The sequence below is a fragment of the Rhizobium sp. CF142 genome, from assembly GCF_000281145.1.
GTDB lineage: Bacteria > Pseudomonadota > Alphaproteobacteria > Rhizobiales > Rhizobiaceae > Rhizobium.
Genome location: NZ_AJWE01000011.1, coordinates 44,543 through 70,774 on the forward strand (window position 1 = coordinate 44,543; position 26,232 = coordinate 70,774).

The 26,232-nt window shown below is 60.8% G+C and carries 27 protein-coding genes and 1 pseudogene; 10 read left to right on the plus strand and 18 right to left on the minus strand.

The genetic code is table 11. The annotated features are described in order from the left end of the window. Positions 1–6: 6 nt before the first annotated feature. On the plus strand, positions 7–2,430 hold the full coding sequence (gene pheT / locus PMI11_RS03365; protein WP_007813311.1) for a phenylalanine--tRNA ligase subunit beta: 2,424 nt from the start codon (positions 7–9) through the stop codon (positions 2,428–2,430). Between the two features lie 51 nt (positions 2,431–2,481). Here the strand turns inward: pheT and PMI11_RS03370 are convergent, their stop codons facing one another. After that, the gene (locus PMI11_RS03370) at positions 2,482–2,841 is read right to left on the minus strand and encodes a nuclear transport factor 2 family protein (RefSeq protein WP_007813312.1); all 360 of its coding nucleotides are present in this window, start codon (positions 2,839–2,841) and stop codon (positions 2,482–2,484) included. 118 nt (positions 2,842–2,959) lie between these two features. After that, entirely contained in the window at positions 2,960–3,460 is a 501-nt protein-coding gene (locus PMI11_RS03375) for a YciE/YciF ferroxidase family protein (RefSeq protein ID WP_007813313.1), read from the minus strand. 145 nt (positions 3,461–3,605) lie between these two features. On the opposite strand from PMI11_RS03375, the gene PMI11_RS03380 reads away from it, so the two are divergent. Beyond that, on the plus strand, positions 3,606–4,223 hold the full coding sequence (locus PMI11_RS03380; protein WP_007813314.1) for a hypothetical protein: 618 nt from the start codon (positions 3,606–3,608) through the stop codon (positions 4,221–4,223). Here the strand turns inward: PMI11_RS03380 and PMI11_RS03385 are convergent. Then, a complete protein-coding gene (locus PMI11_RS03385) occupies positions 4,213–4,656 on the minus strand; it encodes a GNAT family N-acetyltransferase (protein WP_007813315.1) in 444 nt (147 codons plus the stop codon). The two genes, PMI11_RS03380 and PMI11_RS03385, sit on opposite strands and share 11 nt — an antisense overlap. Positions 4,657–4,670: 14 nt before the next feature. After that, entirely contained in the window at positions 4,671–5,618 is a 948-nt protein-coding gene (locus PMI11_RS03390; protein WP_007813316.1) for an aldo/keto reductase, read from the minus strand. A gap of 180 nt (positions 5,619–5,798) precedes the next feature. On the opposite strand from PMI11_RS03390, the gene PMI11_RS03395 reads away from it, so the two are divergent. Beyond that, the gene (locus tag PMI11_RS03395; RefSeq protein ID WP_007813317.1) at positions 5,799–6,785 is read left to right on the plus strand and encodes a Gfo/Idh/MocA family protein; all 987 of its coding nucleotides are present in this window, start codon (positions 5,799–5,801) and stop codon (positions 6,783–6,785) included. Between the two features lie 2 nt (positions 6,786–6,787). Here the strand turns inward: PMI11_RS03395 and PMI11_RS03400 are convergent, their stop codons facing one another. Both PMI11_RS03400 and PMI11_RS03405 read right to left on the minus strand, forming a co-directional pair. Continuing rightward, positions 6,788–7,171, minus strand: a complete 384-nt coding sequence (locus tag PMI11_RS03400) for a GtrA family protein (protein ID WP_007813318.1) — start codon at positions 7,169–7,171, stop codon at positions 6,788–6,790. Continuing rightward, positions 7,168–8,163 carry a glycosyltransferase gene (locus PMI11_RS03405; protein WP_007813319.1) on the minus strand — a complete coding sequence of 332 codons (996 nt, stop codon included), beginning with the start codon at positions 8,161–8,163 and terminating at the stop codon, positions 7,168–7,170. Before PMI11_RS03405 ends, PMI11_RS03400 begins: the two co-directional genes overlap by 4 nt. A gap of 156 nt (positions 8,164–8,319) precedes the next feature. Here PMI11_RS03405 and PMI11_RS03410 point away from each other — a divergent pair, with 156 nt between their 5' ends. Next, a complete protein-coding gene (locus PMI11_RS03410; RefSeq protein WP_037070625.1) occupies positions 8,320–10,167 on the plus strand; it encodes a hypothetical protein in 1,848 nt (615 codons plus the stop codon). An 11-nt stretch (positions 10,168–10,178) separates the two neighbouring features. Here PMI11_RS03410 and PMI11_RS03415 read toward each other — a convergent pair whose 3' ends face one another. After that, entirely contained in the window at positions 10,179–10,421 is a 243-nt protein-coding gene (locus tag PMI11_RS03415) for a hypothetical protein (protein WP_007813321.1), read from the minus strand. A gap of 578 nt (positions 10,422–10,999) precedes the next feature. Between PMI11_RS03415 and xseA the strand changes: the two genes are divergently transcribed. Further along, positions 11,000–12,580 (plus strand): exodeoxyribonuclease VII large subunit, encoded by a 1,581-nt coding sequence (gene xseA / locus PMI11_RS03420; RefSeq protein WP_007813322.1) that lies wholly within the window; start codon positions 11,000–11,002, stop codon positions 12,578–12,580. A 2-nt stretch (positions 12,581–12,582) separates the two neighbouring features. After that, a complete protein-coding gene (locus tag PMI11_RS03425; RefSeq protein ID WP_007813324.1) occupies positions 12,583–13,173 on the plus strand; it encodes an NAD(P)H-dependent oxidoreductase in 591 nt (196 codons plus the stop codon). On the opposite strand, the gene PMI11_RS03430 is transcribed toward PMI11_RS03425, so the two are convergent. Next, positions 13,174–13,671 carry a MarR family winged helix-turn-helix transcriptional regulator gene (locus PMI11_RS03430; RefSeq protein WP_007813326.1) on the minus strand — a complete coding sequence of 166 codons (498 nt, stop codon included), beginning with the start codon at positions 13,669–13,671 and terminating at the stop codon, positions 13,174–13,176. Between the two features lie 81 nt (positions 13,672–13,752). Here PMI11_RS03430 and PMI11_RS03435 point away from each other — a divergent pair, with 81 nt between their 5' ends. Next, complete coding sequence (locus tag PMI11_RS03435; protein WP_007813327.1) at positions 13,753–14,676, plus strand: EamA family transporter; 924 nt, start codon at positions 13,753–13,755, stop codon at positions 14,674–14,676. Here the strand turns inward: PMI11_RS03435 and PMI11_RS03440 are convergent. Both PMI11_RS03440 and PMI11_RS03445 read right to left on the minus strand, forming a co-directional pair. After that, positions 14,624–15,877: an aminopeptidase gene (locus tag PMI11_RS03440; protein WP_007813329.1), complete on the minus strand. Its 1,254-nt coding sequence runs from the start codon at positions 15,875–15,877 to the stop codon at positions 14,624–14,626. The two genes, PMI11_RS03435 and PMI11_RS03440, sit on opposite strands and share 53 nt — an antisense overlap. A gap of 127 nt (positions 15,878–16,004) precedes the next feature. Continuing rightward, the gene (locus PMI11_RS03445; RefSeq protein WP_007813344.1) at positions 16,005–16,688 is read right to left on the minus strand and encodes a glutathione S-transferase family protein; all 684 of its coding nucleotides are present in this window, start codon (positions 16,686–16,688) and stop codon (positions 16,005–16,007) included. A 100-nt stretch (positions 16,689–16,788) separates the two neighbouring features. Here PMI11_RS03445 and PMI11_RS03450 point away from each other — a divergent pair, with 100 nt between their 5' ends. Next, on the plus strand, positions 16,789–17,232 hold the full coding sequence (locus PMI11_RS03450) for a MarR family winged helix-turn-helix transcriptional regulator (protein ID WP_007813346.1): 444 nt from the start codon (positions 16,789–16,791) through the stop codon (positions 17,230–17,232). Here PMI11_RS03450 and ybaK read toward each other — a convergent pair whose 3' ends face one another. The 8 genes from ybaK to PMI11_RS03490 all read right to left on the minus strand — a co-directional run bounded on the left by ybaK (position 17,233) and on the right by PMI11_RS03490 (position 24,036). After that, on the minus strand, positions 17,233–17,706 hold the full coding sequence (gene ybaK / locus PMI11_RS03455) for a Cys-tRNA(Pro) deacylase (protein ID WP_007813348.1): 474 nt from the start codon (positions 17,704–17,706) through the stop codon (positions 17,233–17,235). It abuts the gene before it with no gap. A 3-nt stretch (positions 17,707–17,709) separates the two neighbouring features. Further along, entirely contained in the window at positions 17,710–18,060 is a 351-nt protein-coding gene (locus PMI11_RS03460; protein ID WP_007813350.1) for an ArsC family reductase, read from the minus strand. Between the two features lie 70 nt (positions 18,061–18,130). Further along, positions 18,131–18,910 carry a phosphonoacetaldehyde hydrolase gene (phnX, locus tag PMI11_RS03465; protein ID WP_007813353.1) on the minus strand — a complete coding sequence of 260 codons (780 nt, stop codon included), beginning with the start codon at positions 18,908–18,910 and terminating at the stop codon, positions 18,131–18,133. Beyond that, positions 18,907–20,037: a TIGR03364 family FAD-dependent oxidoreductase gene (locus tag PMI11_RS03470; RefSeq protein ID WP_007813355.1), complete on the minus strand. Its 1,131-nt coding sequence runs from the start codon at positions 20,035–20,037 to the stop codon at positions 18,907–18,909. The genes phnX and PMI11_RS03470 overlap by 4 nt, the downstream gene beginning before the upstream one ends. A 104-nt stretch (positions 20,038–20,141) precedes the next feature. Further along, positions 20,142–21,203: a succinylglutamate desuccinylase/aspartoacylase domain-containing protein gene (locus PMI11_RS03475; protein WP_007813356.1), complete on the minus strand. Its 1,062-nt coding sequence runs from the start codon at positions 21,201–21,203 to the stop codon at positions 20,142–20,144. Positions 21,204–21,273: 70 nt separating this feature from the next. Continuing rightward, positions 21,274–21,882 carry a 2'-5' RNA ligase family protein gene (locus PMI11_RS03480; protein WP_007813358.1) on the minus strand — a complete coding sequence of 203 codons (609 nt, stop codon included), beginning with the start codon at positions 21,880–21,882 and terminating at the stop codon, positions 21,274–21,276. Between the two features lie 174 nt (positions 21,883–22,056). After that, positions 22,057–22,776, minus strand: a complete 720-nt coding sequence (locus tag PMI11_RS03485; RefSeq protein ID WP_007813359.1) for a ParA family protein — start codon at positions 22,774–22,776, stop codon at positions 22,057–22,059. A gap of 363 nt (positions 22,777–23,139) precedes the next feature. Then, a complete protein-coding gene (locus PMI11_RS03490) occupies positions 23,140–24,036 on the minus strand; it encodes a LysR family transcriptional regulator (protein WP_007813362.1) in 897 nt (298 codons plus the stop codon). A gap of 276 nt (positions 24,037–24,312) precedes the next feature. Between PMI11_RS03490 and PMI11_RS03495 the strand changes: the two genes are divergently transcribed. After that, entirely contained in the window at positions 24,313–25,047 is a 735-nt protein-coding gene (locus PMI11_RS03495; protein ID WP_007813363.1) for an SDR family NAD(P)-dependent oxidoreductase, read from the plus strand. A 198-nt stretch (positions 25,048–25,245) separates the two neighbouring features. Continuing rightward, a pseudogene (locus tag PMI11_RS03500) lies at positions 25,246–25,851 on the plus strand (NAD(P)-binding domain-containing protein); the annotation flags it as partial. Positions 25,852–26,232: the final 381 nt, after the last annotated feature.

The following is a 26,232-nucleotide window of genomic DNA, read 5'->3' on the forward strand; positions in this document are numbered from 1 at the left end:
GGACCTATGAAATTCACGCTTTCCTGGCTGAAGGATCATCTGGAAACGGATGCCACGCTCGATGAAATCTGCACCTGCCTGACTGAGATCGGGCTGGAAGTGGAAGATGTAGACGACAAGGCGGCCTTCAAGCCTTTCGTCATCGCCAAGGTTCTCTCGGCTGAAAAGCATCCGCAGGCAGACCGCCTGAAGGTGCTGATGGTCGATATCGGTGAGGGCGCTCCGGTACAGGTCGTCTGTGGCGCGCCGAATGCGCGTGCGGGCCTCGTCGGCGCCTTTGCCGCTCCCGGCACCTATGTTCCCGGCATCGACGTGACACTGTCGGTCGGCAATATCCGCGGTGTCGAAAGTCGCGGCATGATGTGCTCGGAAAAGGAACTGCAGATCTCCGACAATCACGACGGCATCATCGACCTTCCGGAAGATGCGCCCGTGGGCACGAGCTACGCCGCATATTCGCATCTCGACGATCCGGTCATCGAGATCAACCTGACGCCGAACCGTCCGGACTGCACCTCGATCTATGGCATCGCCCGCGATCTTGCAGCCTCCGGCCTCGGCACGCTGAAGACGCGACCTGCGCCGTCCTTCGCCGTCGAAGGCGAAACGCCGGTCAAACTGGCGCTCGATCTCGATGATGCGAAGCTCTGCCCGGGCTTCGGCCTACGGCTCGTGCGCGGTGTGAAGAATGGTCCGAGCCCGCGCTGGCTGCAGCAGCGGCTGCTCGCCATCGGCCTGCGCCCGATCAATGCGCTCGTCGATATCACCAACTACATGACCTTCGACCAGGGCCGGCCGATGCACGTCTTCGACGCTGCCAAGGTCAAGGGCAACCTGACTGTGCGTCGCGCCAGGGAAGGCGAAACCGTGCTGGCGCTCGACCAGCGCGAATATAAGCTCGGCCCGAACAATGTCGTCATCGCCGACGAGAACGGTATTGAATCGATCGGCGGCATCATGGGCGGCGAACATTCCGGCTGTGATGAAAACACCGTTGACGTGCTGATCGAATCCGCTCTCTGGGATCCGATGAACATCGCCAAGTCTGGCCGCGCGCTCGGCATTATCACCGATGCGCGCTACCGTTTCGAACGCGGCGTCGATCCGGAATACATGGTTCCCGGCCTTGAGCGCACGACGGAACTGGTGCTGGAACTTTGCGGCGGCGCCCCGGCAAAGGCCGAGATTGTCGGCTACACGGGTTACGCGCCCAAGATCGTCGACTTCCCCTACTCGGAGGTCAAGCGGTTGACCGGCCTCGAAGTCTCGACGGACGAAAGCAACACAATCCTGACCCGTCTCGGCTTCAAGGTCTCCGGTTCCGGTGAACGCGTCTCCGTGGCCGTTCCCTCCTGGCGTCCTGACGTGGACGGCAAGGCCGATCTCGTCGAAGAGGTCATGCGAATCCACGGCGTCGACAACATCAAGCCGGCGCCGCTCGAAAGTCATGCTGCGGTCAACGGTCGCATCCTGACGACGCTGCAGATCCGCACCCGCTCCGCCAAGCGCGCGCTCGCCTCGCGCGGCATGCTGGAAGCTGTCACCTGGTCCTTCATCCCGGAAGATCAGGCAAAGCTTTTCGGCGGCGGTTCTCCGGCCCTCAAGCTCGCCAACCCCATTGCCGCCGAAATGTCGGACATGCGCCCCTCGCTGCTGCCGGGCCTGCTGACCGCTGCCCAGCGCAATGCCGACAAGGGCTATGGCGATGTGGCGATCTTCGAAGTGTCGGGCACCTACGAAAACGACACGCCGGAAGGCCAGCGGCGCGTCGCCGGCGGCATCCGCCGCGGCACGGCCTCGCTTTCCGGCGCCGGCCGCATGTGGTCGAACGCGGCAAAAGGCGGCGGCAAGCCGGTTGATGTCTTCGATGCCAAGGCCGATGCGCTTGCCGTTATCGAAGCCTGCGGCCTGCCGACAGGCAATATCCAGATCGAGCAGGGCGGTCCCGAATGGTATCACCCCGGCCGTTCCGGCACGATCAAGATGGGTCCGAAGGTGATCCTCGGCTATTTCGGCGAGTTCCATCCGACCACGCTTGAAAAGCTTGACATTTCCGGCGCTCTCTGCGGCTTCGAAGTCTATCTCGATGCCATGGCCGAGCCGAAGAAGAAGGCGACCCGCACCAAGCCGGCGCTCGAACTTTCGCCCTTCCAGGCCGTCAAGCGCGACTTCGCTTTCGTCGTCGACAAGACGGTGGAAGCCGGCGCCATCATCAAGGCGGCCACCGGCGTCGATCGCAAGCTGATCACCGGCGTCAACGTCTTCGATATTTTCGAAGGTGCCTCGGTCGGCGAGGGCAAGAAGTCTGTTGCGATCGAGGTCCAGATCCAGCCGGCTGAGCGCACGCTGACGGATGAGGATTTTGAAGCGCTGACGCAGAAGATCGTCGCCAGCGTCGCCAAATTCACCGGCGGCGTCCTGAGAAGCTGATCCGGCTAACAGACAGTTTGAGAAGACCGGCGGCGCAAGCTGCCGGTCTTTCTATAGGTGAAGATGATAGAGCTTGCTGACGATCGTCCAGCGGCCGTCGACCTTCAGCAGCGAGAGATAATCGGTGAAGCGCATGCCGGCAAAATCATCGGTCACCTTCACGGTTGCAGCGTCGCCGGAAATATCGATGCTGCCGATATCCATATAAGGCTGGGTGCCGGGCGGCGCGCCCCCTTCCTCAAGGATCGCGGCGATGAATTCGTCGCGCGAGAGCCATTCCACCGCATTCTGATAGTGCCCGATGATCGAGCTTTTCGGGTGAAAGGCTTTCTTCAGGGCTGCTTCATTGGCGAAGGCCATGCCCTCGACATAGAGATGAACCGTTGCTTCGATTGCCTGCCTGTCGGCCATATCGACACCTCGCCTCACATTCTGAAGGAAATGATAGCGGGGTCGTCGCCGAAGGCAAGGCTGGAAGAAGGAGAGTAGCCGACGCCGGCCGCTCTCCTTGCCGGTATGAGGACAAGTATCAGGCTGCGCGAGACGCTTTCTGGTTTGCGGCAGTCGTTGCAAGCTTCCTCAGAAGCTGGTCGGTCTTGCCTTCTTCCTGCAGCGTCTGATCGAGAAGCGTGACAGCTTCCTTGAAGCCCAGAGTCTGCGCCCAGGTCTTCAGTGTCCCGTAGCGGGCGATTTCGTAGTGTTCGACGGCCTGGGCCGAGGAGATCAGGCCTGCATCGATCGCGGCAGTGCCTTTGAACTCTTCGATGATTTCCTCGCCTTCGGCAATGATGCCCTGGATCGCCTCACAAGTCTTGCCCTGGGCGCGCTTGCCGATGATTTCGAAGACCTGCTGCAGCCGCTCGACATGACCTTCGGTTTCCTCGCGATGCTTCTCGAAACCCACCTTCAGTTCCTGCGACTGGGCAGCACGCGCCATCTTCGGCAGGGCGCGCAATATCTGCCGTTCGGCGAAATAGATATCCTTGAGCGTATCGTAAAACAGATCTTCCAGCGTCTTTTCCTTGGCCATTGTTCCGTTCCTTCGTTGGGGGATTTACGCCCTTTCGGCGACATCAATAGAAGCGAATACCGCGCTAATTGTTCCCGGCGCATTTCGGGTGGAACGGCTCCATTTTCCGGGCAATGATGTCGGGAGCAATCGGGAGGGACTGCGCATGAAGAAACCGGGATCGATGAACGGACTGGAGGATCTCGGCCGGGTGCGGCTGTCTCGGAACTTCTTCTTCCGCGATTTCCTCCACTCAGAGATCGCCGACTTCTATCGTATCCCGAACATCCCCGACGATCCCGATCTTGCCGTGGAGACGGGCCGGCGTCTCTGCGAGGAATTGCTGGAGCCTCTGGAAGCGACGTTCGGGCGCCTTCACATCCGCTCCGGCTACCGCTCGCCCGCGGTCAACCGCTTCGGCAATGAGAACAAGCTGAACTGCTCGACCAATGCCGCCACCGCCGCCCATCACATCTGGGACATGCGCGACTTCGACGGCTGCATGGGAGCGGCCGTCTGCATCGCCGTTCCCTGGGTGGTCGATCGTTATAGTGACGAAAGCGATTGGCAGAGGCTCGCCTGGTGGATCCATGACCACCTGCCCTATGCCTCGCTCTGCTTCTTCCCGAAACTATGGGCCTTCAATATCCAGTGGCATGAGCGGCCGAAGCGGGTGATCCAGAGCTATGTGCGCCCACGCGGCATCCTGACCAAGCCGGGCATGGCCAATTGGGAAGGTGATCATTCCGAATGGTATGAGGGCTTTCCGCAACTCAAAAATTGATGCGGTAGCGGATGTGGCCGTCACTCCTCACGTATGTATCGTAGAGCGCGCGTGCCGTCTTGTTCTGCTCGCTCGTATGCCAGTAGAGCCGCGACCATCCGTTCTTCTTGCAGAGGGCCACGAGGTCGTCCATCAGCGCCCGGCCGACACCCTTGCCGCGCACATTTTCTGATACGAACAGGTCTTCGAGATAGCAGTCCCTACCGCGGATCCATGTGCCTTCATGTGTCAGGCAGAGTGTAAAGCCCACGACTTCGCCGTCGAGTTCCGCCACCCGCATGAAGATTGCCGACGCCGGATCGAAGACCCGGCGCCAGGTGGAATCGGTAATATCGGCATCGACGGTGACCTCGTAGAAATCGAGATAGTCCGCCCAGAGCGCACGCCAGCTTGCTTCGTCCTCAGGCCTTGCATCGCGGATCGTCACGGTCATGCCATCACCTCGTTTCAGGCACCGGCCTCGTCGAGCAGCGCCATTGCCTCGTCGGAGAGCTTGAGCGTTGCCGATTTCACCAGGCTTTCAAGCTGCGAAAGGCTGGTAGCACTGGCGATCGGCGCCGTCACGCCCTTCTTGCGCAACAGCCAGGCGAGAGAGATTTCTGCCGGCTTGGCGCCCGTCTCAGCCGAAACCTTGTCGAGTGCCGCGAGGATGCGCATACCCTTGTCGTTGAGATACTGGGCAACGCGGCCTTCGCGGGCGCGGCCCTCCGTATCCGCCTTGCTGCGGTACTTGCCCGACAGGAAGCCGGCTGCGAGGCTGAAATAGGTGATGACGCCGATATCTTCCTTCACGCAGAGATCGGCAAGCGGGCCTTCAAAGCTCGAACGCTCATAGAGGTTATATTCCGGCTGCAGCGCCTGATAGCGTGGCAGGCCTGCCTTGTCGGCGGCGTCGAATGAAGCCTGCAGCAGGCTCGCATCATAGTTCGAGCAGCCGAAGGAGCGGATCTTGCCCTGTTCGAGAAGCTTGGCATAGGCGCCAAGCGATTCCTCATGCGGCGTGTCGGCATCCGGCCAATGCGAGAGATAAAGGTCGATATAGTCGGTCTGCAGTCGGCGCAGCGAGTCTTCGACTGCCTTCAAGATGTAGGCGGCTTTCAGAGTCTTGCCCTGGCCCATGTCCGAGCCGACCTTTGTGATGATCACGGCCTTGTCGCGGGAAACCTTTCCCTTCTTCAGCCACTTGCCGATGATCTCTTCAGAGTCGCCGCCCTTATTGCCTGGCACCCAGGCGGAATAGACGTCTGCCGTGTCGATCGTGTTGAGACCCGCATCGAAGAAGCCGTCCAGAATATCGAAGGACGTTTTCTCGTCGGCCGTCCAGCCGAAGACATTGCCGCCGAAGACGATCGGCGAGATCGAAAGACCTGTTTTTCCAAGCCGGCGCATTTCCATGGCGCTCTCCCAAAATATTGAAGTGATTGAAATCGGAGGAAACGGCAGAACGCCGTTCCCAACTAACCTAGCGCGGAGTGCCCTCGAAGGAAACCAAACTTCTGTGATCGGCCGTCGCGCCATTGCGCCGCGCGGGAGGGCTGAATAAGGTGCGCCCGATCGATTTCAGGAGGACAACCCATGCTGCGTTTCGGTATAATTTCAACGGCCAAGATCGGCCGCGACAATGTCGTTCCCGCCATTCAGGACGCCGAAAACTGCGTCATCACCGCTGTCGCCAGCCGCGATCTTGCCCGCGCCCGTGAGATGGCCGACCGCTTCTCCGTGCCACATGCCTTTGGCTCCTACGAGGAAATGCTGGCCTCCGACGTGATCGATGCCGTCTATATTCCGCTGCCGACCTCCCAGCATGTCGAATGGTCGATCAAGGCTGCCGATGCCGGCAAGCACGTGCTCTGCGAAAAGCCGATTGCGCTCAAGGCCTCCGAGATCGACGATCTCATCGCCGCCCGCAACCGCAACAAGGTCATCATTAGCGAAGCCTTCATGGTCACCTATTCGCCGGTCTGGCGGAAGGTTCGCTCGCTTCTCCAGGATGGCGCGATCGGCGACCTTCGCCACGTGCAGGGTGCCTTCACCTATTACAACCGCGACCCCGGCAACATGCGCAATATTCCCGAACTCGGTGGCGGCGGCCTGCCTGACATCGGCGTCTATCCCGTCATCAGCACCCGCTTCTCCACCGGCAAAGAGCCGTCCTGGGTCCAGGCGATCACCGAGCGTGATGCCGAGTTCGGCACCGATATCTATTCCAGCGTGAAGGCCGATTTCGGTGACTTCGAGCTGAGCTTCTATATTTCCACCCAGATGGCCGGCCGCCAGATCATGGTCTTCCACGGCACCGACGGCTATATCGAGGTGAAGTCGCCCTTCAACGCCAATCGCTGGGGCCCTGAGGAGATCGAAGTGACCAATCGTGGTCATAACGAATCCCAGATCATCCGCTTCCAGGACAGCCGCCAGTACAGGTGCCAGGCGGAAGCTTTTGCCCGCGCTGCTGCAGGCGAAAAGGAAGAGATCGTCACGCTGGAAGATTCCAAGCTCAATCAGAAGGTCGTCGACGCCATCTACCGCGCCAGTGAGCAGGATGGTTGGGAAGCTGTTTAATCCTACTCGGCTTTGCCGCGGAAGACGAAGCGGGAATAGCCGAAGAAGCTCAAGAACATCGACGCTGCAGTCGCGAGCACCATCGCGACAAGCGGCTGCAGCGCCGGTAATGACAGAAGCAGCGCCGAATAGAGCCCATAATTGACGAGGGCGGCCGTCACGCCGACCGAGCCATAGCGGAAGCCTTCTGCCGCCAGCGACCGGCCTGACCGGTCGAACGTGAAAGTCCGGTTGAAGGCCCATGTCGTCGCCATCGCGAGCGCAATGGCAAACAGCCGGGCAATGAAGGGACCGAGTGGCGTCAGGTGCAGAAGCAGCGCAAGCACGCCCGCATCGACGATAAAGCCCAGCCCACCGGCAATCGCGAAACGAAGAAGCTTCTTCATGCGGCATCCGCTTTCTTGCCATCGAGCGTTATGGCTGATGTTTTATCCTTTACCGAAACCGGTGCTGCAAGGCTCATATAATGGATGCGCAACTGCTCAGCCCGCGCCCGCGCAACGGAATCGAGGATCACGCCAGCAGTAAACAGCATGATGGAGATCATCGCCAGTGCCGTCGAAAGCACCCAGGTCGGCATGCGGCTGACGAGACCGGTCGCAAAATATTCCGCCAGCACCGGCCCCATGAAGCCAAGACTTGCCAGCATGAAGAAGGCGCTGATCGTGCCAAAGAAAGCGAAGGGCCGCGTTTCCTTCATCAGCATGGCAAACATCCAGAGGATCTTGCCGCCGTCGCGGAAGGTCGAGAGTTTCGAATGCGAGCCTTCCGGGCGCCTGCCGTAATGCAGTTCCAGTTCACTGACAGGCAATTTCAGCCGCGATGCATGTACCGACATTTCCGTCTCGATCTCGAAGCCGCCGGAAACCGCGGGGAAACTCTTGACGAAACGGCGTGAGAAGGCCCGGTAGCCGGAGAAGATATCGGTGAAGTCAGGCCCGAAGATCGCGCGATAGAGGATGTTGAACAGTCGGTTGCCGAGGGCATGTCCGTGCCGGCCGGCATCGTCGTGCACGCCGCGCCGTGTGCCGACCACCATATCGGCCCGTTCCGTCAGCAACGTCCGCACCAGCTCTTCGGCATCCTCGGGCGCATAGGTCCCGTCACCGTCGGCGATGATGTAGATGTCGGCATCGATATCGGCGAACATCCGCCGCACCACATGGCCCTTGCCTTGGCGCCGCTCGCGCACGACATGCGCGCCGGCGAGCATGGCATGCAGCGCCGTGCCATCGGTGGAATTATTGTCGTAGACATGGATATGCGCATCGGGCAGTGCCGCCCGGAACCCCCTGACGACAGCCCCGATCGTCGCCGCTTCGTTGTAGCAGGGAAGCAGAACGGCAATATCAGGACTTTCGCTGAGCGATCGCGCCATTGGGTTACACTCGTTACAAAGAAACCGCGGCGAATTTACGCCATGCAGCGTTAACAAGCCCCTATAAGAAACGAAAGCTGTCACGTCCTGTGGTTTACACTTTCTTGACAAGCCAAGGCTAAGGTTTGCCCATCCCGCAACGACCTGGCTATCATGATGAACGCAGTGCAGCCGATCGCCAAGGCGCAATCCGCATCAGCCAGGACTGGATTCGTCGGCAGTATCCGGCAGATGCTGACGCGTCTCCTGCCATCCGCCCTCATCTACACCGTTATCCTGATCGGCATTGTCACCGTCATCAAATATGCCGGGGGGCCGGTCGATTATGTCGGCCCTGATAATGACGACGGCATGCGCCTCGTAGAGGTCAGAGATTTCCTGAACGGGCAGGGCTGGTTCGATCTGATGCAGTATCGGCTCGGCCTCGGCGAAGGCACGCTCATGCACTGGTCGCGGCTGATCGACCTGCCGATCGCTGCGCTCATCCGCTTCTTCGGCCTCTTCCTCGGCCATGATGCTACGGAAGCTGCCGCACTCGTGGTCTGGCCCCTGTCGCTCGTTTTTCCTGCCATGCTTGCCATGGGCCTTGCCGGCCGTCGTGTCGGCGGCCTTGCCGGCATGCACCTGTCTTTCTGCTTTGCCGGCATGGCGATCTATACCGGCAATCGCTTCGCGCCAGGCGCCATCGATCATCACAATGCCCAGCTCGCGCTTGTCGCAACCATGGTGGCGATGCTCTTCGATGAAAAACAGCGCGCCTGGAACTACGTCATTGCTGGCGCGTCAGCCGCCCTGGCGATCGCGATCGGCGCGGAAACCACGCCCTTCGTTGCCATCTATTGCCTGGTGGTGGCGCTTCTCTGGGTCTGGGAAGGTGAGCCGTTTGCCGCGGCCATTAAGGCTTTCGGCCTCAGCCTCGCTGTTGCGATCAGCATCCTCTTCTTTGCGACGGTGCCGCCGCAGCACTATTCGGCGGTAACGTGCGACAATCTCTCGCTCGGTTTCTACAGCTTGGCGACCATCGGCGGCGGGCTGCTGCTCGCTTCCGCGGTCTTTGCCAGCCGTCTCGCCCGCGGCTTGCGTTTCGCCGTGATTGCGGCGGTCGGCACCGCCGTCTTCGGTTCGGCTATGGTCATTGCGCCTGAGTGCCTGCGCAATCCGCTTGCCGATCTCGATCCCATGCTGGTCGAGCTCTGGCTGCGCAATGTCTCGGAAGCGCAATCCATTCTCGCGCTCAGCCGGACAGATCCCTTTTCCATCGGCGCATTCTATGCGCCTGGCCTGCTCGCGATCGCCGTCTGCATTTTCCGCTCCGTGCAGGGCGATCGCGCGCAGGTCCATCTCGTCTTTCTGGCGCTTTTGAGCGTTAGCTGGGCCGTCGCACTGGTCCAGGTCCGGGGAGCCGTCTTCTCAAACCTCTTGTCCATCCTGCCGCTTGCCTTGCTGATCATCGACGTGCGCCGCATGTCGAACGGCGACAGCGAAAATGCCGCAGCTGCCCTTGTCTATATCGTGACGGTTCTCGCAAGCGTGCCGGCGGTATGGGCCGTCGGCGGCGCGCTCGTCGAGATGCAGGTCAACAAGACGAAGAATACGGAGGAGGCAGAGAGCCCTTCATGTTCCTCCAGGCAGGCGCTGGCGCCGCTTCGCGGCCTGGCTGCCGGTCTCGTCTCGGCGCCGTCGGAAATGGGTGTGCCGATCCTGCGCTACACCGCCAACCGTGTTTTATCGGCGCCCTATCATCGCAACCAGGGCGGCATGCTGACCGAGATGCATATCGGTTTGGCCGAGCCACAGGAGGCGGAGGCATTTCTGAAGGGAGCGGGCGTCACTGTGCTTGCCTTCTGCCCGGATGATCTGCAGACAAGTGAAATCGCCAGATTGAAGCCCGACGGGCTTTATGCGCAGCTGGGCAAGGGCAATATTCCTGCGTATTTCGACCCGCTGCCGAAAGCTGCCGATAGCGGCGTCCAGTTCTTCCGTTACCGGCCAGCGTCAGACTGATGTCCTGTCTTTCAGGAGTGGACGAGCACAGCCCGCAGGCGATCGGTGGTAAAGAGGCCGCCGAGATAAAGCAGCAGGCCGGCATTGTAACCGATGATCGTGTAGAAAAGCGCCAGGAATGAAACCGCACCGCCCGAGACAATCGCGGCGATGGCAAAGGTTGCGGCGATCAGCATGGCGACGATTGCAATGACGCCGGCTGAGCGCATAAGGCCAGCGGTGAGGCCCAGGGTGGTTGCTGTCAGGATGATCATGTCGTCACCTCTTCTTCAGGTCGTTTGCGAGGAGCCTAGGGGCCCTCCGCTAACAAAAGTTTATTGGCCACCCTTAATGAAAGCTGCAATTGCAGCCATGGTTACGGATGCGTTCACCTGACGGCATTTCCTCCGGCTTGCGCCGGGTATGCGTTTCGATATAAGTCAACTCTGTTACAGGCTGAAAAGTTCCGTTACTTTCTCATTTACGTAAACGGAACTCCCCCGCAACAGCAACGACGTAGAACGAAGCAGCATCACGCTGACGATTCGATCGGCGCCTGATCGACTGGTTGTTCGGAAAGAGGGCGAGCCGATACCTATAATGGTTGAGCATAGCGACGATGAAAGAAGCGATCGCTCCCGCGCCTTCCATCGGCGGGGAATACTCACTGTCACCAGCATGCTCATTTTTCGGGTCGGTGTTCGCCACTCCCTACGAACGTGAATGATACTAAGATTTTTTTTGGAGTAGCGATATCCCTATTTCTTGGGTCTCCCACCGATTTTTGAATAAAAATTCGCCCTTCTCCTACCCCGACCTTTCCGTTTAGGGGCGATCAAAATAGAAAGGGGGGATGAGCAATGTCTTTGACGGCGATTCGCCTACCAACCTTGCGGAATATTCGGTCTCGGAGCTCTCCGGTTCCATCAAGCGGACCGTCGAGACAGCCTTCGATCAGGTGCGTGTGCGCGGCGAGATTTCGGGTTACCGCGGCCCGCATTCCTCGGGCCACGCTTACTTCTCGCTGAAGGACGACCGCGCTCGTATCGATGCAGTCATCTGGAAAGGCACTTTTTCCCGCCTGAAGTTCCGCCCGGAAGAGGGCATGGAAGTGATTGCGACCGGCAAGGTCACGACCTTCCCCGGCTCATCCAAATACCAGATCGTCATCGAGACGCTGGAGCCTGCCGGCGCCGGCGCATTGATGGCGCTGATCGAGGAGCGTAAGCGTAGGTTGGGCGCCGAGGGCCTTTTCGATCCCTCACGCAAGAAGCGCCTGCCTTTCATGCCTGAGGTAATCGGCGTCGTGACCTCGCCGACGGGTGCCGTCATCCGCGATATCCTGCATCGCATCTCCGATCGTTTCCCCGTCCATGTCATCGTCTGGCCGGTCAAGGTGCAGGGCGAAGGCTCCGGCGAGGAGGTGGCAAACGCTATCAACGGCTTCAACGCGCTGGAGCCTGGCGGCGATATTCGGCGCCCAGATGTGCTGATCGTCGCCCGCGGCGGCGGCAGTCTCGAAGATCTCTGGAGCTTCAACGACGAAATCGTCGTGCGGGCCGCAGCCGATAGCCGGATTCCGTTGATCTCCGCTGTCGGCCACGAGACCGATTGGACACTGATCGATTACGCTGCCGATGTCCGTGCCCCGACACCGACCGGTGCTGCTGAAATGGCCGTGCCCGTCAAGGCCGAGCTTGAGGCCCAGGTCGCTGGTCTCACTGCCCGCCTGCAGGGCTGCATGAGCCGCCAGATGGATCAGCGCCGCCAGTCCGTCCGTGCTCTGATGCGCGCCCTGCCGTCGCTTGATCAGCTTCTGGCGCTGCCCCGCCGCCGCTTCGATGAGGCGGCCACTGGCCTTGGCCGCGGGCTGGAGCTCAACACCATCAACAAGCGCCGCGGCTTCGAGCGTGTCGCCTCGCATCTGCGGCCGGACGTGCTGTCCAACCGCATCACAGAGCGTCGGCAGCTTCTGAACGAACGCATGGCCCGGGCCGAACGCACCGTCGAGCGCCTGCTCGACCGCTCGAAGTCCCGCATCGAACGTGCGGAGGCGATCCTCGCCTCGCTTCCGGCCCGGCTGAAGACACAGACCGACCGCGGGCGTGAGCGCCTCGGCAATCTCTCGCGTCATGCCGATACTGCAATCCGTCATCAGCTGACGCGCGCCCGCGCCGAGCTTTCCGCGCAGGACCGCGTTCTTCAGTCTCTCTCCTACAAGAATGTGCTGAAACGAGGTTATGCCGTCATCCGCGATGAGGACAACAGGCCGGTCTCGCAGGCGTCAGCACTCTCCGCCGGCATGGGCATAGCCATTGAGTTCGCCGACGGCCGCGTCGGCGCCATGACGACGGAAGGCGGCGCCGCGCCATCAGGGGCCAGAAAGCGCACGGTCAAGGCCGGCGAGCCACCGAAACAGGGAAGCCTGTTCTAGCAATGCACATTCTGCTGGTTCTCGCCCATCCGCTGCCGGAGAGCTTTGCCGCTTCTGTGGCGCGGACCGCGCGCGAGGCCCTCGAAGCCTCCGGCCATACTGTCGATCTTCTGGATCTCTATGCGGAGGATTTTGACCCGCGGCTGTCCAAGGCAGAGCGGGGCGGCTATTTTGATGTGCCCTACGATACGTCCGCCGTCGCCGGTATCGTTGCGCGACTGAAAGCGGCTGATGGTCTCATTCTGGTTTTTCCGCAGTGGTGGTTCAACTTCCCGGCCATATTGAAGGGCTTCATCGATCGCGTCTTTGCGCCGGGCGTCGCCTTCACCCATGATGCTGCCGGCGGCCGTATCGTGCCGCAGCTGACCAATATCAAGCTGCTCTACGCGCTGACGACAACTGGTTCGCCCTGGTGGCTGGTGCATCTCTACATGGGCAATCCTGTCCGCCGCCTGCTGAAGCGCGGCATCGCCAATTTCTGCGCCAAGCGGTTGAAGTTCCGGATGTTCAGCCTGCACGACATGGACCGCGCGACAGATGCCAAGCGCAAGGCGTATCTGGAGCGCGTCTGCAAGGCGCTCGCCGCCGTCTGACTATTCGAAATCCGACAGGAACTTTTTGAGCAACCGGTCAAGCTCGGCTTTGTCGTCGGCCGTCAGGTTGCGCGTCAGCCTTTGCTGGTTGGCGACATGTGCGCCAACGGCTTCTTCCACTGTTGCCAAACCCTTCTCGGTCAGCGCAATCAGCACGCTGCGGCGGTCTTCGGGGTTAAACAGGCGCTCCACGAAGCCGGCCTTTTCCAGCTGATCGATCCGGTTCGTCATCGTGCCGGAGCTGACCATCGTCATGCCGAGCAGCTCTCCGGGCGAAAGCCGGTAGGGCGCACCGGAGCGGCGAAGCGTGGCCAGCACATCGAAGGCGGAGGAGGAGAGGCCGTGCTTGAGCAGAACCGCTTCCACTTCGCGGCCGATATGCGTCGTCAGCCGCTTCAGCCGGCCGAAGATGCCCATGGGTTCGACATCCAGCTCCGGCCGCTCGCGCCGCCACTGAGCCAGGATTCTGTCGACGTGATCTGATTTCTCCTTGTCCATACAGCATCGATATCAGCAGGTATCTTGACGTCAAGATAAAACGCGCTATCCTGAATTTATCTTGAAGTAGAGATTCTTGAAATGAAGACAAATTCACGTTATGCCGCCGATGTGTTGATGACTGCGATTGCGCCCGCCATCTGGGGCAGCACCTATTTCGTCACGACATCATTCCTGCCGCAGGGCTACCCGCTGACATCAGCGATGCTACGGGCGCTGCCGGCAGGGCTGCTTCTGCTGCTGATTGTCCGGAAACTGCCGACGGGCATCTGGTGGGGCCGCGCCTTCATTCTCGGCGCACTGAACTTCTCGTTCTTTTGGGCGATGCTCTTCGTTTCGGCCTATCGCCTGCCGGGCGGCGTGGCCGCAACGGTCGGCGCCGTGCAGCCGCTGATCGTCATTGCCCTCTCGCGTCTCTTTCTCGGCAAGCCGATCTGCTTCATCGCCGTTATTGCCGGCCTGATCGGAATGGTAGGTGTGGCACTTCTGGTGCTGACACCGAAGGCGGCGCTTGATCCCGTTGGTGTTACCGCAGGTCTCGCCGGCGCGGTCTCCATGGCCTTCGGCACGGTGCTGAGCCGGCATTGGCAGCCGCCAGTTTCCAGCCTCACCTTTACGTCCTGGCAATTGACCGCAGGCGGCATTCTGCTCGCGCCCGTGGCCTCTTTCCTGGAACCAGCGCTTCCTGTGCCGACGACAGCCAATATCCTCGGCATTGCCTATCTTGGCCTCATCGGTGCTGCCTTCACCTATCTGCTGTGGTTCCGCGGCCTCTCGCGCATAGAGCCATCGGCCGCAGCGTCGCTCGGCTTCCTGAGCCCCGTTGTCGCCACCCTGCTCGGTTGGCTGGCTCTCGGCCAGAGCCTGACGCCGACGCAGCTTTCGGGCTTTGCCATGGTGCTGGTCAGCGTCTGGCTCAGCCAGCGCAGCCTGATGCCGAAGGCGGGCGCTGTTACGCCCACTCGCCCTGTCGCATCACCGGCACCCGCGAGCCATCAGGCTTGATGCCGTCAATATCGACCTTGTCGGAGCCGATCATCCAGTCGATATGGATCAGGCTGGAATTGCCACCCTGCGCCTTGATCTGCTCCTGGCTCAGCGAAGCGCCGTCGAGGAAGCATTTCGAATAGCACTGGCCGAGTGCGATATGGCAGGAGGCATTCTCGTCGAACAGCGTGTTGTAGAAGAGGATGCCGCTTGCCGAGATCGGCGAGGAATGCGGCACCAGCGCTACTTCACCCAGCCGGCGCGCGCCTTCATCCGTATCGAGTACCTTGTTCAACACTTCCTCGCCGCGCGAGGCTTTGGCCTCGATGATACGGCCGCCTTCGAAGCGAACCCGGATATTGTCGATCAGCGTGCCCTGATGTGAGAGCGGCTTGGTGCTGGACACATGGCCTTCCACGCGCAGCGCATGCGGCGTGGTGAAGACTTCTTCGGTCGGGATATTCGGATTGCAGGTAATGCCGTTCTTCGCCGTCGAGGCGCCGCCATGCCATTCATGGCCGTCTGCGAGGCCGACGGTCAGATCCGTGCCCGGCCCGGTGAAATGCAGCGAGGCGAAACGTTCGCCGTTCAGCCAGGACGAGCGCTTGCGCAGATTGGCATTGTGCTCGGACCAGGCGGCAATCGGATCAGGCACATCGACACGCGACGCCGCAAAGATCGCCCTGGCGAGTTTGGCAACCGCGATCGCTTCCGGATCGTCGGGGAAGACGACCTTCGCCCAGGAAGGGTTGGGGTAGGAGACGATGTTCCAGTTGATGTCGAAGTTGGAGATCTTCTCCAGTGCTGGCTTGTAGGCCGTGGAATTGGCACGATTGGCGCGGCCGACCTTGCGGGGATCCTGCTCCGAGAGCAACATCGGATTGTCGCCGGCGATAGCCAGGCGCGCTGCACCCTTTTCGTAGGCTTTCGCCATGCCGTCATAAAGCCAGCCGGAAGCCCGGTCGAAGCTTTCGTCGCTGCCATACTGGTAGCGGGCAAGCGTCGTCTCCTCGTCGGAATAGAAGGTCGAAACCAGGCCTGCGCCCGAGAGATAGGCGTGTTTGGTGATCAGTCGCACCAGCGGCAGCGCCACGACGGGTGCGGTAATGACGAGATCCTGCCCTTGCTGAAGCTGCAGGCCCACTTTGATGGCGACTTCCGCAAGTTTCTCGAGTTTGCCGGGATCGACGGAGCTGTGGCTCTGGGGCATGAACGTCATGGGTCAACCTGCCTTCTGATATCTGCGACGGGAGGTGAAAGACTTAGACCCCTTTACGGCGAAAATGAAGCCGCCGCATCCGATTTGAAGGCGGCCGGAAGCATGTCCGGCCGCTTGCGCTTGCGCCTCAAGCGGCGGCGGGCAGCCTGAGCAGGATCGAGTTATGCTTCTCGAGGAATTCCATCAGGCGCTGCGGATAGTCTTCGCCAACGGCGCGCCGGACGCTTGCCCGCTCGGACAGCGCCTTGCGCCAGCGCTTGACCCGCTCGAGCCCTTCGAAGATGGGGCTGTCGCCGAGCGTATCGAACAGATCGAAGTACCGAAAGATCGGCCCAAAGACCGCGTCGACGAGGCTGAAGCTGGCCCCGGCGAAATAGGGGCCGTCCGCCAGGACATCTTCGATCGTCGCGAATTTGGCGACAATCGCCTTTTGCTTGGCCTCCAGCGGCGCTGTATCCTGGGCAGTCTCATAGCCCCAGAGATCGGAAAGCACGGAGGAACCGAATTCCATCCATCCGCGATGGCGGGCGCGGGTCAGCGCGTCGGTGGGATGGAGGGCCGCACCGGCCTGCGTTTCCTCCAGGTATTCGCAGATGACGCTGCTTTCGAATAACACCTCTTCTCGGCCATCGTCCTCTTGTATCCGGAGCAGCGGCACCTTGCCGAGGGGTGAGATTTTCAGGAACCAATCCGGCTTGTCGGCAAGATCGATGTTGATCCGCTCGAATGGCACGCCCTTTTCGAGGAGCGCGATCGCAGCGCGTTGCACGTAGGGGCAGAGATGATGGCTGATGAGGGTAAGCTTGCTCATGAAAGTCTCCGGGGGTTTGCAAGGGATCGTTGGCTTCATATGTATGCAAATGCATCTAATATCGCTTGTGTCGAGTTTCAAGATAAATGTATTTGCATTTATGTCTGAGAATATGCCAAAGCCGCATGAAGCCGTCGTCTCTGCCTGGACGCGCCTCATGCGCGCCCGCGAGCGGCTGCTGGGCTTGATCGAAGCCGATTTGAAGACTGCCGGCATGCCACCGCTTGCCTGGTATGACGTGCTCTGGGAATTGGCGCGCTCGCAATCAGGCAGGCTGCGTCCCTATGAGCTCGAGGAGCGGACACTGCTGGCGCAGTACAATCTTTCCCGTTTGATCGATCGGCTGGAAAAAGAGGGCCTGGTCGGTCGCGAGGTCTTCGCACAGGATGGTCGCGGCCGCTGGGTGGTGATCACCGATGCCGGCCGGCAGCTTCGGGAGCGCATGTGGACCGTCTACGGCAAAGCGATCGAAACTCATATCGGCTGCAAGCTTGCCGAAGGCGAGGCGAAGACGATTGCCGGCCTGCTGGACCGCTTCCTCTGATCAGGCGATGAGCGGCGCGGCTGCGGCCTTCAGTGCCTTCAACGCTTCCTTCGGATCGAGCCGCACCTGCAGCCCGCGCTGCCCGCCATTGATATAGACGAGCGGTTCGGCAAGGGCGGCTTCCTCGATCGCCGTCGGCACGATCTTTTTCTGCCCGAACGGGCTAATGCCGCCGACATGGTACCCCGTCAGCCGCTCGGCGTCGGCCGGCTTCATCATATTGGCCGATTTGCCATGAAAGGCGCTCGCGAGCTTCTTCATGCTGACCTCGCGGTCAGAGGGCACGACCACACAGACCGGCTTTCCGTCCACCTCAGCCATCAGGGTCTTCAACACGCGATGCGGCTCCTCGCCCAGCGCTTCGGCCGCCTGCAGCCCGACGCGCTCGGCGTTTGGATCATAGTCATAGGTATGAACCGTAAAGGTGACGCCGGCCTGCGTGAGAACCTGGGTGGCGCGGGTGGTCTTGGACATGGCTCAGCCCTCGAATGTCCGCGCGTAAATCTCCGGCTTGAAGCCGATCAGCAGTCTGCCGCCGCTTTCCAGGACCGGCCGCTTGATCATCGATGGTTGGTCGAGCATCAGGGCGATCGCCTTTTCGCGGTCGAGATTTTCGCGCGCGGCGTCAGGCAGGTTGCGGAAGGTCGTGCCGGCGCGGTTCAGCACCGTCTCCCAGCCTGCCTCGTCGATCCAGCGTTCCAGGTGCGCCCGGTCGATGCCGACGGCCTTGTAATCGTGAAAGTCGTAGGCAACGCCGTGTTCGTCCAGCCAGCTACGGGCCTTCTTCATCGTGTCGCAGTTCTTGATACCGTAGATGGTGATGGCCATGCCGGTTCGATCTCCCTGTTTCCCAGGGGAGATATCACGCTGGATGAAAGCTGCAAACGCCGTCTGGCCTTTATCCCTCGAGCTCTTCGATGAGTGCTGGCAGGTCGGCCACGGTCTCGATGACGTAGTCGGCGCCGGCAGCAATCAGCTTCTCGCCGATCCGCTTGTGCAACTCGGCTCGCGCCTCCGGCGAAAGTGCATCCACCTCTTCAGGCGTCAGACCCGCCTCGTTGCCGGAGAGCGTCACGCCAACGGTAACGCAGCCTGCGGCGGCACCCTCGGCAATGCCGGGTTCGGTATCATCGACCTTCAGGACTGCAGAGGCCGGATAGACCATCAGGTCGAGGAAGCATTTGTAGATGCCGATCGGCGTCGGCCGGCCAAGCGGCAGATCATCGGCACAGATCAGATTGTCGGGCGCATAACCCTGTTCGGCGGCAAGCGGCAGCACGCGCTCCATGATCGAGCGCGTATAGCCTGTGGTGGAGCCGATCTTCATCTGCCGCTCGCGCAGATATTCGATCGTCTTGATCGCGCCGGGCACCAGCGCGCAATAATCGGTCACGACAGCTTCGTTCAGCGGCACGAAGAGTTCGTAGACGCGGTCGATGGCCGTCTCGTCCGGAAGTGTGCCTTGTGCCGCCTGCCAGCGGGCGGCGATATGCGGTTCGGCCAGCATCGCTGCGATATGTGCGCGCTTCGGAAGCCCCATCGGCTTGCGCGCGTCGGCGATCGTCACCTCCACGCCGAATTTGCCGAAGGTTTCCACGAAGGCGCCCATCGGTGCGAAGGATCCAAAATCGACGACCGTGCCGGCCCAGTCGAAGACCACTGCCTTGAATTGCGTCATGCTGCGCTCCCGTAGAGATCCTCGATGGTTTCCTCGCCGATGCCAAAGGCGGTCGAAGCACCGCAGCCTGCAGTTACCACGACAATGCGCAGCGCATCAGAAGGCTTGTCGGTGAACCGCCAGCGGTCTGGAGCGGAGGCATAGGTGCCGATCCAGCGCTCGGTAATGAAGCGGCCCGGCAGGTTGAGCACGGCATCCATTTCGTCGAGGGTCAGCCGGTCGACCCGCTCCAGTCCAAAGGGATCGGGCGTTTCGGAGTAGTGGTGGCTGTCGCCGACGATCAGCGATCCGTCTTCCGACTGCGTCACGATCAGGTGGATGCCGTTTTCCCGCTCCGGCTTGAATTCGCGGTCAAGCCGCGCCTTCAGGGCAGTCGCCTCAGGCAATTCGGCATAACCGAGATAACGTCCGAGCCCGAGATCAGACATGACGGCAGTCCCGAGCGAAACCCGCTGGGCCGGCACGACACGCATCATCTGCAGCTTGCAGCGTGTGACGTTATAGGCTGCAATGCGATCCGCAAACAGGCTCTTGAAATCGTCGCCGGAGCAAACAACCACGGTCTCCGCCTCGATCAGACCGGTTGACGTCTCTAGCCGCGGCGGTTCGACGGCATTCACTGCTGTGGAGCGGCGGAACTCGATGCCATATTTGACTTCGAGATAGCGGGCGAGCAGCGGAATGGCCGTGCGGGATTCGACCCGCAGTTCGTGGGGGCTGTAGAGTGTGAAGCGCCCCGCTTCCGGTCGCAGTGCCGGCACAAGCCGCCGCGCCTCCTCGATCGTCAGTCTTTCGCAGCCATCGCCCATCTCTGTGCGCAGGAAGGCGTCGATCACGGCTTCGGATTCGTCGAGCCTTGCGGCAAGGAGCAGCCCGCGCTGCAGGACGTCGATGCCGGCGTCGTCAACGATCTCGGCCCAGATATCGCGGGCCTGGCGTGCCTTATTCCAGCAATCGCCGGCCTGTTGGCCGGTCACCGTCACAAAGCCGAAATTGCGCACCGAGGCACCATTTGCCTGTGCATCGCGGTCGATAACGACGACCCGTTTGCCGCGCTTTGCCGCCGCCAGCGCATGCGCCAGCCCGACAATTCCCGCGCCGACGATCGCAATGTCGTAATGCGGCATGAAAGCTCCTTCGCAACATGTCTGCAACGGCTTGGCGGATTTTCTTGAAGCCTGTGTGACAGTTGCGCGGAGCCTTACATCCGCGTGTGGAAAAGAACGCCGGTTCAGTCTTCCAGCGTGCCGGCCTTTCGCGTTGCCTTGCTCGGCTTGTCGGCGGCAATCTTCATCAGGTCGCCGCGCCGGCGCACCAGCCGGTCGGAAGTGCGGGTCAGCAGCAGTCCGTCCTGCGGCGCCCGGATGTCGATATCGCCCTCGGCAAAACCGGGCCGGGTGACGATAGTCGCCAGAAGCTCTCCTTCCGAAACACGCTCGCCGATATTGCGGTGGAAGAGCACGGTACCGCCCTGCGGCGCACGCAGGATCTCGACATTGTCGAGCGGTACGGCTGGTCCGGAGAAGGTCTTGTCTCCGGCTGTCCCGCCGTTGACGACACCGCGCCCGATCAGGAATTGCAGCAGGCCTTCGGCGTCTTTCACGGCCATATCGGGATAGACGTCACGGCGGCCGCGCAGTTCCACGGTCACGGAAAGCTTGCCCGGAAGCTTGGCCTTGCGCTCGCCGGGCACCTCATATTTCCAGGCAAAACCGACTGCTTCTTCGAAGGCGGAGCTTTCGCCATCGGAAAGCAGCACCGCCTCCATGTCGAGCGCGTTGGCGAGGTCCGCTGCCTCCGGCCAGAAGGCCTCGTCTATATAGGCATATTGCAGCGATTCATCATCGCAATGCAGATCGAGCACCAGATCGGCTCCGAGCGCCATATGAATCAGCCCTCGCTTCAATCGATCCGTAGCCGGATAACCATCAAGACCATCAATCAACTCCTCCCGGTCGCGAACCGAGATCAGCGGGAAGTCCCGATTGAAATTGGTCCGCGATCCCAGATCGAACCGGCCCTGCAGCTCGCCGAAATGCGATTGCGCCGCCCCGATCGGATTTGCCTGCGGCACGAGCGTGATATCGCCGGCGATCCGTCCTTCGCTTTCCGCTTGCCTGAGTTGAAGGCAGAGAAAATGCGCCAGCGCCGTTCCCGGCAGTTCATTGGAATGCAATGCGGCCTGGATATAGACCTTGGGCGCCGCCGGATCGCTTCCCTTGAAACGCATGACCGGCAACCGCCATTCGATGCCGGGCGTATCGCCGGGGATGATGATCTCTGAAACGTCCACTGTCTTGCTCCGCATGTGCATATTGAGTGGGGAGTTTTATGCGAATCCCCACCCGCGGTGCAAGCGCAGCTCAGCCGAGCAGAGGCCATCGGTTGACGACGCGATGCTCACTCTTCCCGTAGATGCTGTGGATTAGCAAGAACTCCTGGACGGTCCACCGCACGGGCTGGCCAAGTTTTTCAGGCAGAACGGTCTTGCGATCGTAAAGGAGGGTCATATGCGGCGTCAGATGTCCACCGGCGTTATAAGGGAGTCCAGCCTCGTAGAGACCTTCCTGGATTTGGTTGCGAAGATCTAGCAGCGTTTCGTTTTCTCGCCTGCCGCAGATGACGAAGGCTTGTGGTTGGCCAGGATGCTTGAAGCTCATGACCTCGTCGAGCACAATTTCAAACGGCTGCGCACGCACTGTCGCGGCGATCTGTTCAGCGCCAAACACGATATCATCCGGTAGCCGACGATAGGCGCCGATGCCGTTCAGCGTGACATGAAGCACCGCGTTGGGCCGTGAAGGCCCCGTCAGAGAATGTCTATTGCGATAGACCTGCGCGATGTCCAGCGCCTCGGATGCTGCCTCGATGGTTGGGCGAAGTGCAAAGAAGATCCTGTGGTGGAATCCGCCGACGAGATGGGATTTCTTGTGCGGATCTGCGTTATTCGGATCGAGTGGAAAATGAGGCATTTGAACTACGGACTACATCGCCCGCCTCCTTGTTACTCAAGGAGGAGCCTATCAGAGTTGTCTCAACAGTCAAGAACATAACAAGAACAAATGGCTTCTTAGTCGAATTCAAACAGAAACGGCTGCCCGAAGGCAGCCGTTTGCCGATATCAGAATAAGCGCAGAACGCGTTCTTTACGCGGCGTTCTTCATGGCCTCTGCCGCCTTCTTGGAAGACTTGGCGCGGGCTGCCTTCGGGGGCGCAAGGCGAAGAACATCGTCTGCCAGCAAGCGGGCATTGTCCTGCGCCTTGTCGAGATTGCTGACACGGGCGGGGTCCATCGTATAGAGGCTGCCGCCGGAAACGAACATGTCGCGATAGGCGGCGCGCTCGATCAGCGCCGTATCGATGACATTGACCTGCTGCTTGGCGAGCAGACCCTTGACGGCGAGTAGTGCCCGAGTGGTGATGATCGAACTGATGCGCGTCAGCACGACCGAATGCGGGATGCGGATATCATGCTGGGCAGCAAGCTGCTTCATGATTTCAAGCACCTGCGCGCCGCCGACAGCATCCATGGCGCAGCCCTGCACCGGAACCATCACATGATCGGAAAAGCCGATGGCCTTCGCCATCAGCGGGCTCAGACCGGCCGGCAAGTCGATGATGATATAACCGCCGCGCTTCTTGAGGTCCTTGATCTGTTGTTCGATCGTATCTTCGCTGACACCGGAGATGAGGGCGAATTCGGCTGCATCACCCGTCAGACGGTGCCAGCGGCTGGCCCACTGCTGGGGATCGGCATCCAGAACGGAAACGCGATGGCCACGGCGAGCCAGTTCTGTGGCAAGAACGAGAGCGACCGTCGTCTTGCCGGCCCCTCCTTTCGTATTCGCAAATGTAATGATTGGCATCGATTACCTCGGGTTGATGAGTTGGCGGCAGTCATCCCTGGGAGAGACGCGTCTCGGGCTTTAAGGAACAGCGGCTTTCACAGTGATGAGATGAAAAGGTCAAACAGCAACCTTGCGTGGCGCTGTTTAGCCATGCTGTCCGAGGTTGATTTTCTGGGTACAAGAAGTCGGCAGTGGCCAAATTGGCCGATGTACTGAATAATCACCGTCAGCGATGGTGAAGTCCGTCGTCCGTCAGTAGTGTGGCCCTCGCGCCGGTTGCAATGCGGCGCGACATTCGCGGATTGAACGACGCCGCTTCAAGCGATCGCAGCTCGGCTTCCGAACGGATTACGGCAAGCGTCGCCGGCGACCTGCCGGGCGTCAGTCGCGCGATATGGACAGCCCCGCGAGAAGCGGAGCGTATGCGGCGAGCCTGCGGGATACGAACTCCGTGAAGAGCTGCACGCGCTTCGTCTTGCGTGTCTCCCCCTGTGTGAGAAGCCAGAGCGTTCCATGCATGTGCAGGTTGGTGCCCGGCACCCTCACCAGTAGGGGGTCGGCATCTCCTACGAAGCACGGCAGCGTCGTCATCCCGAGCCCTTGCCGTACTGCAACGATCTGCGCCTCGCCGTCCGTGGTCCTGAACGGAACCCCCGTGGTACGAACCTCACCCTCGCTGGCCCAATCCGGGATGCCATGATTGCTTATGACGATCCACCGGATGGGATCAGGCGCACCCGCACGCCACGCGGCAAGTCGATCGCGAGACATGTAGACGCCGCTGAACAGCTCCGGTCCCTTCAGACCGTGAAGATTGAGCGGCAGGGTTTTGCGGTCGTAAACGACACGGATCGCGACATCGGCCTCTCGGTTGGTCAGATTTGCCAGCTCGCCGGACGACACGATCTCCATCTCGATGTCCGGATGCAGAAGCGCGAAATCGGCGAGGTCCGGCATGAGCAGATGTGTCGCAAGGGTCGGAGCCAACGTCACCCGCAGAAGCCCGCGCACGCTCTGGTCGCGACCGGAGACGCGCGTTTCCAGCTGGTGCGACGACGCTTCCATCTGGTTCGCGAGCTCGAGGACCTCCTCGCCCGCAGCCGTCAGGCGGTAGCCCGAAGGCAGCTTTTCGAACATCTGCGCCCCGAGGCGTTCCTCGAGCTGTGCGATGCGTCGCAGCACGGTCGAGTGGTACACCCCGAGGCCTTCGGCGGCAGCCCGCACTGAGCCTCCGCGCGCCACGGCAAGAAAGTAGCGAATGTCATCCCAGTCGATCATGGTGCAATCCAGCACCGCCTGGGTGCGCCTTCCAAAGCCCGTATCCAACGCATCGTACAGCAGTACGGGCAGCCATCATAGCTTATGTCGACGAGTACAGCCCAATTCCGAACGGCAGACACCGATCGCCGCAGCTGGCGTCAGTGGTCCAGCCGGATCGATTTTGCACCACCGATGTGCGCGCTTCCGCACTCAACGCCTGACTCCGGCGGACCTATGTTGAGGTCCTCGGGGGCGTCCCCGAACGACTAAAGGCGGAGCCTGTAAGGAGAAATCATGGGAAAGCTAGACGGTAAAGTTGCAGTCATCACGGGTGGATCGAGCGGTATGGCGCTGGCGAGCGCCAAGCGGTTCGCTGAGGAAGGCGCATATGTTTTCATCACGGGCCGGAGACAGGAGGCGCTGGACGAGGCCGTCAAGCTGATTGGCCGGAACGTGACCGGCATACGCGGCGACGCGTCCAATCTCGACGACCTCGACCGCCTGTTCGATACAGTCAAGCGGGAAAAGGGCAGGATCGACGTCCTGTATGCTAGCGCCGGCACGGGCGAAGCCGTCCCACTGGGCGAGATTACCGAGCAGCATTTCGATGCGACCTTCGGCCTGAATACGCGCGGCACGCTGTTCACGGTGCAAAAGGCGTTGCCGCTGTTCAACGATGGCGGATCGATCTTCATGACCGGATCAGTTGCTTCGGTGAAAGGTTTTCCTGGTTACAGCGTGTATGCGGCGAGCAAGGCGGCGTTGCACGCATTCGCACGCGGGTGGCTCAACGAGCTGAAGGGTAGGAATATCCGGGTGAACGTGCTGCATCCGGGGCCGATCGCCACACCGATGCAGGACCAAGTCCTCACCGAGGAGGCGAAGCAGATGTTCGAATCGCTGATCCCGCGGGGAAAAATGGGTCGTCCTGAGGAAATTGCGGCGGTCGCGCTGTTTCTTGCTTCAGACGATTCGAGCTTCGTGAATGGGTTGGAGTTATCTGTCGACGGCGGCTTCTCGGCCATCTGAATTCGCGCCGGATCGCCGGAAGTGGCTGATCCACAGGAACTGGCGTGTCCATGGTGGAACGACTTCCGCGCTGAACGGTCGGCCCGGCCGCGCGGAAGTCGTTCACGACGGAACCTCTACGCAAAGGTCGCCACACAGCGGAACGGATAACCCAGCGCCGTTGAAGGCCGGGGAACCAATACCAACACGGATCGGAAAAGCATTATGAGCTACGCAATTGTAGGATTCGGCAAGATAGGCCAGGCCCTCGCCCGGGCCTTCGCCCGTAAAAACATCGAGGTGGCCGTCACGAGCCGCCGGCCATCCGAGGCGTTGGCGCCGCAGGCTCGAGCGATTGGACCCACGGTCGTCGCCAAGTTGCTTCGGGATGCACTCGAGGCCGACACGATCATCTTGGCGGTCCCGTTCGGGGAACATCGCGAGGTTGCCAAGGCCCTGCCGAGCTGGAAAGGCAAGACAGTTATCGACGCGACGAACGCGTTCCCAGTCCCTGAAGAGCTGGACGGCCTCCCGTCCTCCGCCTTCGTAGCGAAGTCGTTCACCGGCGCCAAGCTCGTCAAAGGGTTCAATCACCTGATTGCGGCCACCCTGGCTGCCGATCCGATCGTCGAGGGCGGCCACCGGGTGGTCTTTCTGTCGAGCGACGACGAGGACGCAATCGCTCCCGTGGCGACCCTGGCCAAACAACTCGGGTTCGCACCCATCACGCTGGGAAAGCTCAACGAGGGTGGCGCGCTGGTGCACGCACGCGGCCGCACTTGGGGCCAGCTCATCTTCCAGGATTTGTTCAAGAAGGAGCAGTAATCGATCTACGACCGTGTGATCGACGCCGAGAACTGGTCGTGCGCGCTTACTTCTTCGAGCAGCGCGCGACCGAATATTTGAAGGCCACAAACTCGCGAAGGTTGGGGCGGGCCTAACGGCGTATGAGCGCCGCTCGAAGAGCTGGGAGACGCCTGACAGAGCTGCAGGTCGCCTAGAATCTATCGACTGCTATCGATGGTCCAGGATTCGCTCGAGTGTCCTCTGCTATCCGATACTAATCCACGGTACTTCCCGTCACTCCCACCCGATTGTTCTAAATCAAGGTAAGTCATTGATATATCTATGTTTTTTTATTCGTTGTCGCGCAAGAAGCCGACCCGTGGGCCGGCAAAAGGTTACGGTCTTGATTTCAAACGGAAA

Excerpts from the sequence above, each read along its gene's own strand:
- PMI11_RS03450 (WP_007813346.1), top strand. The coding sequence starts at position 16,789 with ATGTCTGAGAATATGCCAAAGCCGCATGAAGCCGTCGTCTCTGCCTGG.
- PMI11_RS03395 (WP_007813317.1), top strand. The coding sequence starts at position 5,799 with ATGCTGCGTTTCGGTATAATTTCAACGGCCAAGATCGGCCGCGACAAT.
- PMI11_RS03495 (WP_007813363.1), top strand. The coding sequence starts at position 24,313 with ATGGGAAAGCTAGACGGTAAAGTTGCAGTCATCACGGGTGGATCGAGC.
- PMI11_RS03410 (WP_037070625.1), top strand. The coding sequence starts at position 8,320 with ATGAACGCAGTGCAGCCGATCGCCAAGGCGCAATCCGCATCAGCCAGG.
- phnX (WP_007813353.1), bottom strand. The coding sequence starts at position 18,910 with ATGACGCAATTCAAGGCAGTGGTCTTCGACTGGGCCGGCACGGTCGTC.
- PMI11_RS03400 (WP_007813318.1), bottom strand. The coding sequence starts at position 7,171 with ATGAAGAAGCTTCTTCGTTTCGCGATTGCCGGTGGGCTGGGCTTTATC.
- PMI11_RS03375 (WP_007813313.1), bottom strand. The coding sequence starts at position 3,460 with ATGGCCAAGGAAAAGACGCTGGAAGATCTGTTTTACGATACGCTCAAG.
- PMI11_RS03460 (WP_007813350.1), bottom strand. The coding sequence starts at position 18,060 with ATGGCCATCACCATCTACGGTATCAAGAACTGCGACACGATGAAGAAG.
- PMI11_RS03425 (WP_007813324.1), top strand. The coding sequence starts at position 12,583 with ATGCACATTCTGCTGGTTCTCGCCCATCCGCTGCCGGAGAGCTTTGCC.
- PMI11_RS03480 (WP_007813358.1), bottom strand. The coding sequence starts at position 21,882 with ATGCCTCATTTTCCACTCGATCCGAATAACGCAGATCCGCACAAGAAA.
- xseA (WP_007813322.1), top strand. The coding sequence starts at position 11,000 with ATGAGCAATGTCTTTGACGGCGATTCGCCTACCAACCTTGCGGAATAT.
- PMI11_RS03370 (WP_007813312.1), bottom strand. The coding sequence starts at position 2,841 with ATGGCCGACAGGCAGGCAATCGAAGCAACGGTTCATCTCTATGTCGAG.
- PMI11_RS03435 (WP_007813327.1), top strand. The coding sequence starts at position 13,753 with ATGAAGACAAATTCACGTTATGCCGCCGATGTGTTGATGACTGCGATT.
- PMI11_RS03490 (WP_007813362.1), bottom strand. The coding sequence starts at position 24,036 with ATGATCGACTGGGATGACATTCGCTACTTTCTTGCCGTGGCGCGCGGA.
- PMI11_RS03440 (WP_007813329.1), bottom strand. The coding sequence starts at position 15,877 with ATGACGTTCATGCCCCAGAGCCACAGCTCCGTCGATCCCGGCAAACTC.
- ybaK (WP_007813348.1), bottom strand. The coding sequence starts at position 17,706 with ATGTCCAAGACCACCCGCGCCACCCAGGTTCTCACGCAGGCCGGCGTC.
- PMI11_RS03380 (WP_007813314.1), top strand. The coding sequence starts at position 3,606 with ATGAAGAAACCGGGATCGATGAACGGACTGGAGGATCTCGGCCGGGTG.
- PMI11_RS03405 (WP_007813319.1), bottom strand. The coding sequence starts at position 8,163 with ATGGCGCGATCGCTCAGCGAAAGTCCTGATATTGCCGTTCTGCTTCCC.
- PMI11_RS03470 (WP_007813355.1), bottom strand. The coding sequence starts at position 20,037 with ATGCCGCATTACGACATTGCGATCGTCGGCGCGGGAATTGTCGGGCTG.
- PMI11_RS03415 (WP_007813321.1), bottom strand. The coding sequence starts at position 10,421 with ATGATCATCCTGACAGCAACCACCCTGGGCCTCACCGCTGGCCTTATG.
- PMI11_RS03485 (WP_007813359.1), bottom strand. The coding sequence starts at position 22,776 with ATGCCAATCATTACATTTGCGAATACGAAAGGAGGGGCCGGCAAGACG.
- PMI11_RS03430 (WP_007813326.1), bottom strand. The coding sequence starts at position 13,671 with ATGGACAAGGAGAAATCAGATCACGTCGACAGAATCCTGGCTCAGTGG.
- PMI11_RS03445 (WP_007813344.1), bottom strand. The coding sequence starts at position 16,688 with ATGAGCAAGCTTACCCTCATCAGCCATCATCTCTGCCCCTACGTGCAA.
- PMI11_RS03390 (WP_007813316.1), bottom strand. The coding sequence starts at position 5,618 with ATGGAAATGCGCCGGCTTGGAAAAACAGGTCTTTCGATCTCGCCGATC.
- pheT (WP_007813311.1), top strand. The coding sequence starts at position 7 with ATGAAATTCACGCTTTCCTGGCTGAAGGATCATCTGGAAACGGATGCC.
- PMI11_RS03385 (WP_007813315.1), bottom strand. The coding sequence starts at position 4,656 with ATGACCGTGACGATCCGCGATGCAAGGCCTGAGGACGAAGCAAGCTGG.